At 72.4% G+C, this 8,707-nt stretch carries 9 protein-coding genes; 4 read left to right on the top strand and 5 right to left on the bottom strand.

Annotated features, from left to right (window positions below; all coding sequences use genetic code 11):
• The 3 genes from CA983_RS36335 to CA983_RS36325 all read left to right on the top strand — a co-directional run.
• Positions 1-721: rhamnogalacturonan acetylesterase (locus CA983_RS36335; protein ID WP_086605005.1), on the top strand; the 721-nt coding region annotated here is incomplete at its 5' end.
• A 79-nt stretch (positions 722-800) separates the two neighbouring features.
• Positions 801-2,495: a DUF2264 domain-containing protein gene (locus tag CA983_RS36330; RefSeq protein WP_086605004.1), complete on the top strand. Its 1,695-nt coding sequence runs from the start codon at positions 801-803 to the stop codon at positions 2,493-2,495.
• Positions 2,496-2,574: 79 nt separating this feature from the next.
• Entirely contained in the window at positions 2,575-3,369 is a 795-nt protein-coding gene (locus CA983_RS36325; protein ID WP_086605003.1) for an isocitrate lyase/PEP mutase family protein, read from the top strand.
• A 33-nt stretch (positions 3,370-3,402) separates the two neighbouring features.
• Here the strand turns inward: CA983_RS36325 and CA983_RS36320 are convergent, their stop codons facing one another.
• From CA983_RS36320 to sigJ, 4 genes are all read right to left on the bottom strand, one after another.
• Complete coding sequence (locus CA983_RS36320) at positions 3,403-4,374, bottom strand: phosphotransferase enzyme family protein (RefSeq protein ID WP_086605002.1); 972 nt, start codon at positions 4,372-4,374, stop codon at positions 3,403-3,405.
• Positions 4,367-4,957, bottom strand: coding sequence for a TetR/AcrR family transcriptional regulator (locus CA983_RS36315; RefSeq protein WP_086605001.1), 591 nt, complete (start codon positions 4,955-4,957; stop codon positions 4,367-4,369). The genes CA983_RS36320 and CA983_RS36315 overlap by 8 nt, the downstream gene beginning before the upstream one ends.
• 22 nt (positions 4,958-4,979) lie before the next feature.
• Complete coding sequence (locus CA983_RS36310; RefSeq protein WP_086605000.1) at positions 4,980-6,299, bottom strand: jacalin-like lectin; 1,320 nt, start codon at positions 6,297-6,299, stop codon at positions 4,980-4,982.
• A gap of 124 nt (positions 6,300-6,423) precedes the next feature.
• Positions 6,424-7,338: an RNA polymerase sigma factor SigJ gene (gene sigJ / locus CA983_RS36305; RefSeq protein WP_086604999.1), complete on the bottom strand. Its 915-nt coding sequence runs from the start codon at positions 7,336-7,338 to the stop codon at positions 6,424-6,426.
• Between the two features lie 100 nt (positions 7,339-7,438).
• Here sigJ and CA983_RS36300 point away from each other — a divergent pair, with 100 nt between their 5' ends.
• Positions 7,439-7,813 carry a hypothetical protein gene (locus tag CA983_RS36300; RefSeq protein WP_086604998.1) on the top strand — a complete coding sequence of 125 codons (375 nt, stop codon included), beginning with the start codon at positions 7,439-7,441 and terminating at the stop codon, positions 7,811-7,813.
• 24 nt (positions 7,814-7,837) lie between these two features.
• Here CA983_RS36300 and CA983_RS36295 read toward each other — a convergent pair whose 3' ends face one another.
• Positions 7,838-8,605, bottom strand: coding sequence for a hypothetical protein (locus CA983_RS36295; RefSeq protein WP_086604997.1), 768 nt, complete (start codon positions 8,603-8,605; stop codon positions 7,838-7,840).
• Positions 8,606-8,707: the final 102 nt, after the last annotated feature.

The following is an 8,707-nucleotide window of genomic DNA, read 5'->3' as shown; positions in this document are numbered from 1 at the left end:
CCCCGGCATCGACCTGCGGATCGGCGGCTCCGCCCCCGCCCTCGCCGGCATCAAGGTCACCCCCGCCCGGCACACCCGCCAGATCTTCCTGATCGGCGACTCCACCGTCTGCGACCAGCCCGGCGACCCGTACTCCGGCTGGGGCCAGCAGCTGCCCCAGTACCTCCGCAAGGGCGTGTCCGTCGCCAACTACGCCGATTCCGGCGAGAGTACGGTCACGTTTCTTGGGAACCCGCGGTTGTGGGCCACCGTACGGCCCCTGATCCGCCCCGGCGACCTGGTCCTCGTCCAGCTCGCCCACAACGACAAGACCACGGACGAGGCCACCTACCGGGCCAACCTGGAGACCCTGGTGGCGGGCATCCGGGAGCGGGGCGGACAGCCGGTCCTTGTCACTCCCATCGTGCGGCGCTGGTTCAACCCCGACGGCACGCTGAACAACGGAACCGCGCTCCTGGTCAACGGCCTGGGCGTCGACCACCCGGCGGTCACACGCTCCGTCGCGGCCGCCCAGGACGTCCCGCTGATCGACCTCACGGCGAAGACGAAGGCACTCGTCGAGTCCCTGGGCGTGGAGGGTTCCAAGGCCCTGTACCTCTACAACGAGGCGCGGGACAACACGCACACCTCCGTGCGCGGTGCCACGGCCTACGCGGGCCTGGTCCGCGACGAACTCGTCACCCGGCATCTGGTGCCGAAGGGCAAGGTGCGGGTGGGATGAACCCCTGGGGCGCCCCGACCGGAACCGGGGCGCTCCAGGTTCAACCGTTTCCGACCTGTCCCAGCACGAAAGAGACGCGATGCAGCTTCCGCCCGCCGACCGCACGGCCTCCGCGTACACCGGCTACACCCGCGCCCACTGGGAGGCGGCGGCCGACGCGCTGCTCAGCGCCGTCGAGCCGTACGCGACCGAGGACCGCGCGCTGTACCACCTGCCCGGTGACCGGACCAGCTGGTCGGGACGCCTCTCCGACGGCCTGGAGGGCTACGCCCGCACCCTGCTGCTGGCCGCCTTCCGCCGCGACGAGAAGGCCCTGGAGCGCTACGCCGACGGGCTGGCCGCCGGAGTCTCGGGCGTGTGGCCCCGCATCGAGGACCGCAGCCAGCCCCTGGTGGAGGCCGCGTCGATCGCACTCGCCCTGCGGCTGACGCGGGAGCTGCTGTGGGACCGGCTGGACGACGGCGTACGGCAGCGGGCGGCCGCCTGGCTCGGCGACGCGCTCACCGCCGAAGCCTGGCCCTGCAACTGGGAGCTGTTCCCGGTCACGGTGGGCGGCTTCCTGGCCGAGATCGGCCACGAACCGGACGCGTCCCGCGCGGCGATCGACCGCGGCCTGGAACGCATCGAGCAGTGGTACGTGGGTGACGGCTGGTACACCGACGGCGACGGCCGCAAGTTCGACTACTACAACGGCTGGGCCATGCACCTCTACCCGGTGCTGCACGCCTGGCTGGAGCGGGACGAGCGCCTGCTGGAGCTGTACGGGGGGCGCCTCGAACGCCATCTCTCCGACTACGCCCGCCTGTTCGGCGGCGACGGCGCGCCCATGCACCAGGGCCGCTCCCTCACCTACCGCTTCGCGACGACGGCACCGCTGTGGCTGGGCGCCCTGACCGGCCGTACGCCGCTCTCCCCGGGCGAGACCCGGCGCCTGGCCTCGGGAGCACTGCGCTACTTCCTCGACCGGGGCGCGGTCGACGACCGGGGCCTGCTGTCCCTGGGCTGGCACGGCCCCGACGAGTCGGTCCTCCAGGGCTACTCGGGCCCGGCCTCCCCGTACTGGGCGAGCAAGGGCTTCCTCGGCCTGCTCCTGCCGCCCGGCCACGAGGTCTGGACGGCGGCGGAGGAACCCGCCCCGGCCGAGCGCGCGGACGCCGTCACCCCCGTCGGACCTCCCAACTGGCTGCTCCAGTCCACCCGGTCCGACGGTGTCGTCCGCCTCCACAACCACGGCAGCGAGGACGTCCGCTACGACCCGTACTACACGCGCATGGCCTACTCGACCGTGACGGCCCCGTCCCCCTCCTGCGACAACAGCGTGCTCGTCGGCGACGACCCGAGCCGCACCGGCATCGAACCGCTGGGCGTCGGCGAGGGCTGGGCGGCCTCGCGGCACACGGCGGGCGGGGGAGCCCGGGTGACGAGCGTGGTGCTGGCGCACGGGGCGGCGGAGGTACGGGCACATCTGGTGACGGGCGCGGAGCCCGGGACGCCGGTACGGGTCACCGGCTGGCCGGCGGGGGAGGGCTTGCGGGCCGAACTCCTGCCCGCGGCCGGCCTCGACGACGCCCTCACCGGCGTCACCGGCGCGGGCGCCACACTGTTCGTCGCCCTGGCCCGGCTGACCGGGGAGCCGGACCCGGTCCCGCTGGCGGATCTGGTCTCCGTGCGGGTGGACGAGACAGGGTCGGTCGAGGTCCGCTGGCGCGACGGGGACGGGGCGCGGGTGCAGCTGGGCGATTCGGGGGTGGAGGTGGCGCCGCCCACGGCTTGAGGCGGGTGGAGCGCCGGGCCGGTCTCCCGTCGGCCGCACTTCGGTCCGCGCCGAAGCGATCCGACCCTAGCGTGGCCGCATGACCGCTCACCCGAAGCAGACACGGCACGCCGAGGCGGCCACCGCCTTCGCCGGCCTTCACCACGCCGACGAGCCGCTCCTGTTGCCCAACGCCTGGGACTGCGCGTCCGCCCGGGCGCTCGCGGGGCGGGGGTTCCGGGCGGTCGCGACGACGAGCCTGGGCGTCGCCGCGGCCGCGGGACTGCCCGACGGCGAGGCGGCGACCCGGGAGGAGACGCTCCGGCTGGCCCTCGCCGTCGGCTCGGAGCCGTGGCTGTTGTCCGTCGACGCCGAGGGCGGCTTCAGCGAGGACCCGGACGAGGTGGCGGAGTTCGCGCGGGAGCTGTACGCCGTAGGAGTGGTCGGCATCAACCTGGAGGACGGACTCGGGCCCGCCGACCGGCATGCGGCGAAGATCGCCGCCGTCAAGGAGGCTGTCCCCGGCCTCTTCGTCAACGCCCGCACCGACACCCACTGGCTCGGCGACGGCGACGTCACGGACACGATCGCCCGGCTCGACGCCTACCAACAGGCGGGCGCGGACGGCGTGTTCGTCCCCGGCCTCACCGACCTGCGGCAGATCGCCCCCCTGGTGCGCCGCGTCCACGCCCCCCTCAACGTCCTCTACTCACCGGACGGCCCATCCGTCCCCCGCCTCGCCGAGGCCGGCGTACGCCGGATCAGTCTCGGCTCGCTGCTGTATCGGCGGGCGCTGGGCGCGGCCCTGGAGGCGGTGGCGGAGATCCGGGCCGGCCGGACGCCGGCGGGGCCGACTCCGTCGTACGGGGAAGTGGCCCGTCAGGTTGCTTCGTAGGCCACTCCGCAAGCCGTTCGGCAGGTCGTTCCGTCAGGTGTCGAGCGTGGCGACCAGCAGCGACACGGCAGCGAGGTCCGGCAGGGCGCGCAGGCACGTGACGACCTGATGGCCCGCGAACTCGCGCTGCGCGGTGGTCACCGCGGGATCGACGGCCGTCTCCGCCTGCACACGGATGTAGTTCAGGTCCGTGGCGAAGAGCATCGAGAACGACTCCGGGCCCGTGACCAGGTCCCGGCCCCCGGCATCCCGGTAGGCCCGGGCCAGACGCCGGGCGGACGCGATGTCCACCTCGTTGCGGCCCGACCACACGTACACGGCCCGCGCGAACTCCCGTTCCGCCGCGATCGGTCCGGCGTTGTCCCAGTCGAGGAGGACCGGCCCGTCCGGGCCGACCAGGACGTTCTGGGGCTGGAGGTCGAGGTGCGAGGTCACGAGGCCGCCCGGCGGGGACGGGGTGACCCAGTGTGCGAGCCGGGGCGCGGACACGGCGACGAACCGGCCCAACTCGTCGGCCCACGGCAGGCCGGCGTCCCGCACCTTCTTGAGGACGTCATCCCAGTCGGCCTCGTCAGGACACCGCTCGTACCAGTCGCCCGGCGTCTCGACGGCGCCTTCACCGGCCTGGTGCAGCAGCGCCATGGTCCGGCCGAACCAGTCCAGGACGTCCGGGTCGGACGCGTCCGCCCGGGTGCCGTCGACCCAGTCGTACAGCTTCACCCAGGAGCCGGCCGGGGAGCCGAGGCGGGAGACGTGCGCGCCCCGGCGGTCGGGGTGGAGACGGGGCGAGGCGATGCCCAGGTCCGCAGCCGAGTCCCGGAGCGCGGCCTCGCGGCGGACCTGGGCCTCGTCGCAGCCGAAGAGGAGCTCCTTCACGGCCCACGAGGACCCGTTTCCGGTGAGCTTCCAGATCTGGCCCAGTGCGCCCCGGGTGACCGGTGTCATGGTCCAGGGCCCGGTGCCGAGGGCGTAGGTCCGCGCTATGGAGTCCGCTGTGTCACGCATCGGTCGTCCTCTGTTCGCGGGGCCAGTTCCGAAGCAGTACGTGCAGGGCGTCGATCGCCCTGTCCCAGGACGCCTGTACGTCACGGGGCGCCCCGAACGCGCCGGTGGACTCCAGGGCGCAGTAGCCGTGGAAGGTGCTGCGCAGCAGGCGTACGGCGTCGGTGAGGTCGGGTTCCTCCAGGCCGTAGGCGCGGAGCATGCCGTAGGTGACGTCGGCCGTGCGGCGCATCGCGGGGGAGTCCGCGACCAGGTCCTGGTCGATCGGGATCTGTGTCGCCGCGTACCGGCCGGGGTGTTCCAGGGCGTAGGCCCGGTAGGCGCCGGCGAAGGCACCGAGCGTGTCCCGGCCGGCCTCCCGCCCTTCGACCGCCGCGGCGATCCGGTCGATCATCTCGCCGCCCGCGAGGAGGGCCATCCGCGTGCGCAGGTCCTTCAGGTTCCGGACGTGGGTGTACAGACTCGCGTCCTTCACCCCGAAGCGGCGGGCCAGGGCGGAGAGGGTGACGTGCTCCAGGCCGGCCTCGTCGGCGAGGTCGGCCGCGGCGGCGACGAGGCGGTCGGGGGTGAGGCCGGCTCTGGGCATGAGGGAAGAGCGTAGTACGGGCTCAGCGGATCGGTGCGTAGATCACCCCCAGCTTGTCGATCTCCCCGCCCGCGCGGCCCGTGAAGCCCACGATCTGCCAGCCGGAGGGGGCCGTGAAGGTCTTCGCGTCGGACGCGGCGGCGCCGGCGGACAGGGTGCGGTTGCGGTCCGTCGTGAAGGCCGCCGAGAAGATCCGGGTACGGCCGTCCTTCTGGCCCTGCGTCAGCTTCACCGAGGTCAGGTGCTCGCCCGGGGCCAGCGTCAGCGAGGTCGCCGTGCCGCCCGTGCTGCCGTGGGTCAGGGCCGTACCGCCGTCGTGGGTCAGGGACACCGCGTCCAGCCGGGTGCCGCCGCGCAGGGTGAGGGTGCGGGGAGCGGGGTTCGCCGGCAGGTCGTCCGCGTCGTTGAAGGCCGTGCCGTGGGGGCCGCCGAAGAAGTCGCTCGCCCGCAGGGAGGAGTTGAGCGTGTAGGAGAAGTCGACCGCGTGCGGGAAGTGGTCGGAGAGGTGCTTGCCGTCCGCGCGGAGGAAGGCTTTCCAGTCGTTGGCGTAGCGGGTCGCGGTGAGCGACAGCAGCTTGCTGCCCCGGTAGAGGACCTTGTCCACGACCTCGCAGTCGTCCGTCGGCGCCGCCGCGTCACAGACCAGCGCGTCGCCGCCCTGGGCCGGGGGCGTACCGCCCTTCACCAGCTTCACCCACGCGTCCGTCAGGCCGTTCTCGGACAGCAGGGTGCGGATGTTGTCGCCGGTGCGCGTGTACCGCGTGTTGGTGTCGCCCATGACGATCACCGCGTTGCCCGCCGAGTTGGCCTGGATGAAGTCGGAGAGCTGCTCGACGTTGGCCCGGCGGGCGGCGAGGGCCGCGTCGTCCGAGTCCGCGTTGGTGTGGACGTTGTACACGTCGACGAAGGCGCCCTCCGCGAGCCTCACCCGCGCCAGTGAAAAGCCCTTGGGCGTCAGGCAGTTGGTCCCGGTGCAGTTGTTCCACTTCACCCGCTGGAAGTCCTCGAAGGGGTGGTCCGAGAGGGTGTTGAGCCCGTCACCGAAGGCCGCGCCACCACTGGTCGCCGTGCGGTGGGGGTGCTTGTCGTTGGCGTACAGCGAGGCGTGGTAGTTGAAGTCCTCCTGCACGTTCACGATGTCGTACGGCCCCAGCCGCTGCCCGATCAGCGGGGTGTTGGTCTCGGGGTCGCTGTCGCCGAGCCCGAGGGGGAGGCCCGCGATGTTGTACGTCAGTACGTTGAAGGAGCCGGAGTCCGCGGCGGCGGCGGGCGTCGCGGAGGTCGCGGTCAGTCCGGTGAGGGTCAGGGCGGCAGCGGCGAGGGCGCCGAGGAGTCGTCTCATGGTGGGGGTGTCTCCGGTCGGGGGAGGCAGAGAGGGACATGAACGATGCTCAGGTTCGACGCCAACTCGGGTGATGCGCAAGGGACACGGGGGAAACAGTGGGAGATGAAACGGCGGACCGGGGCTACGACCACGCCCACGGCCGCAGCTTCTCCGGGTTGCGCACCGCCCAGATCCGGGTGACGCGCCCGTCGGAGACGTCGAACGACGCCACGGTCATGACGACGCCGGCCCGCTGGGCCACCAGGCCCGGCACACCGTTGACCGACCGCTCCACGAGTTCGAGCCCCGGAGCCTTGTCGGCGATGGCGACCATGTACTGGGCGATGCGCGCGCCGCCCTCGACCGGGCGCAGGACGGTGCCGACCATGCCGCCGCCGTCGGCGGTCATCACGGCGGCCGGGTCGAGGAGACCGACGAGGGCTGCGATGTCCTTGCTCTCCCATGCCTCTTTGACGTGCCGCACCACGTCGGCCCGGCCGGTGTCCGTCACCGGAGCGCGCGCGACGCTCACCCGCCGCCGGGCGGAGGACGCCAGCTGCTTGCAGGCCGCGGGAGTCCGGCCGAGAACGGCGGCGATCTCGGCGAACGGATACCGGAAGACGTCATGCAGGACGAACGCCACCCGCTCGGCAGGCGTCATCGACTCCAGGACGACGAGGAAGGCCATGGACACCGACTCGTCCAGGACGATCTGGTCGGCGGGGTCCTCAGGGCCGGTGGGCCCGGCGCCGCCGACGTGGTCGAACTCGGTACGGTCGGGCAGCGGCTCGGGCAGCCACGCGCCGACATAGCGTTCACGGCGGGCTCGCGCCGAGCCGAGCAGGTCCAGGCAGATGCGGCCGGTCACCGTCGTCAGCCAGGCGGCGGGGGACAGGATCTCCTCTCGCCGGCTTCGTGGCAGCCCGTACCAGCGGGCGTAGGCATCCTGCACGGCGTCCTCTGCCTCGGTCACCGAACCGAGCAACCGGTAAGCGACATTGATCAGTTGGCGTCGCTCACCGGCTGTCTCGTCTGTGCTGTTCCCGACAGTCCCCATGCTCCGGCCGCCCCCTCGCCTTACCTTTCGCAGGCCCGCGTCGTCGAGCTGGTGAGACCTTATCGATCTACTGCCCGAGGGCGGACAAGGGGACTGTGACATGGCCACTCAGGTAAGGGCGACGGCGAACGCACAGCGCGGCTCCTCGTTCCTGCGGATCGCGATCGCCCTGCAGACCCTGACCATCTTCCTTCAGGCGGTCTCCGCCGGACTGCTGCTGACCTCGTCCTACGGAGAGACGCTGCACAGTGCCGGAGCCCGTGTGATGTACGCGGCGTCGATGCTGTATCTGCTCGCGGCGGTACTGGCGTGGAAGCCGGGCGGCGGCTCGCCCCGGCCCGTCTGGCACGCGTCAGGTTTCCTCGTACTCGCCTCGGTCCAGGTCGTAGTCGGCATCGCGCACGTCCCGTCGGTGCATCTCCCCCTCGGTGTCCTGATGTTCGGTCTGAGTGTGCTGGCGCTGGCCCGGCGCTGAGGTCCGGCACCGGGCCCGCCGGACTCATGGGTGGCGCAGCAGCTCCAGATCCGTCCCCCAGGAGTCGAGGACCGGGTCGTGGCCGGCTCGCCGTGCCGTCTCCTCGATGTCGGTGAAGAGCGCGCGCTGCGTGTAAGGGTCGCCGTCCGCGAGCAGGCGGCGCAGCACGGGCAGGAGCCGGTCCGCGTCCCACCGCCGGTCGCCCAGCGGGCTGCGCTCCAGCTCCCACTGGAGGTACTTGTTGTAGGGCCGGACGCGGCGGTGCAGGGCGAAGAGCACCTCCAGGGCGTGGGGGACGGACTCGGCGGCGTCCAGGTGGCCCATGGCGGGGCGGCCGTCGCGGTAGCTCTTCAGGGAGCGGTAGGTCTGGTTGACGTACGCGTCGAGCCAGCCGTCGACGGCGGCCCGGGCCTCGGTGGCGCCCAGCGTCCGTTTCTCGTCGAGGATCCGGGCGATGGTCCCGTCGAGCCGGTCGAGCAGCACCTCGGCGTGGACGTAGGAGTAGCGCGCGAAGCTGTCCGGGCGGCCGGGCATGCCGCGCGTGCGGAACTCCGCCAGCGGGATGACCACGAGGTCCAGGTGGGCGGAGCGGAACCAGTCCAACTCGGCGATGGGTGAGGCATGTTGGTCCCTCAGGATGACGTGCAGGTCGTAGTCGGAGTGGACCGTCGGCATGCCCTCGTGGACTCGGGAGCCGCTGAGCACCAGCCCGGCGACGCCGGGATCGGCGGCCGCCCGTGCGGTGAAGGCGGCCAGGGTGTCGTCAGGAGTGTTGCCCAAGGTGATGTGCATGGTGATCTCTCCCTGCGGAACGTCAGTCGGGCGGGGTGCGGCATTCCTCGGTCCCCGGAGGGAGCCGTAAGGTTGCCAGGGGCCAGGGGCCAGGGGCCAGGG

It is taken from the genome of Streptomyces swartbergensis (assembly GCF_002148965.1).
GTDB classification, from domain to species: domain Bacteria; phylum Actinomycetota; class Actinomycetes; order Streptomycetales; family Streptomycetaceae; genus Streptomyces; species Streptomyces swartbergensis.
The sequence above is the reverse complement of the archived record's forward strand: the minus strand, read 5'-3'. Positions and strand labels throughout refer to the sequence as shown.

What these genes read in the sequence shown, in the direction of transcription:
- CA983_RS36330 (WP_086605004.1), top strand. Translation starts at nt 801, where the DNA reads ATGCAGCTTCCGCCCGCCGACCGCACGGCCTCCGCGTACACCGGCTAC.
- CA983_RS36325 (WP_086605003.1), top strand. Translation starts at nt 2,575, where the DNA reads ATGACCGCTCACCCGAAGCAGACACGGCACGCCGAGGCGGCCACCGCC.
- CA983_RS36320 (WP_086605002.1), bottom strand. Translation starts at nt 4,374, where the DNA reads ATGCGTGACACAGCGGACTCCATAGCGCGGACCTACGCCCTCGGCACC.
- CA983_RS36315 (WP_086605001.1), bottom strand. Translation starts at nt 4,957, where the DNA reads ATGCCCAGAGCCGGCCTCACCCCCGACCGCCTCGTCGCCGCCGCGGCC.
- CA983_RS36310 (WP_086605000.1), bottom strand. Translation starts at nt 6,299, where the DNA reads ATGAGACGACTCCTCGGCGCCCTCGCCGCTGCCGCCCTGACCCTCACC.
- sigJ (WP_086604999.1), bottom strand. Translation starts at nt 7,338, where the DNA reads ATGGGGACTGTCGGGAACAGCACAGACGAGACAGCCGGTGAGCGACGC.
- CA983_RS36300 (WP_086604998.1), top strand. Translation starts at nt 7,439, where the DNA reads ATGGCCACTCAGGTAAGGGCGACGGCGAACGCACAGCGCGGCTCCTCG.
- CA983_RS36295 (WP_086604997.1), bottom strand. Translation starts at nt 8,605, where the DNA reads ATGCACATCACCTTGGGCAACACTCCTGACGACACCCTGGCCGCCTTC.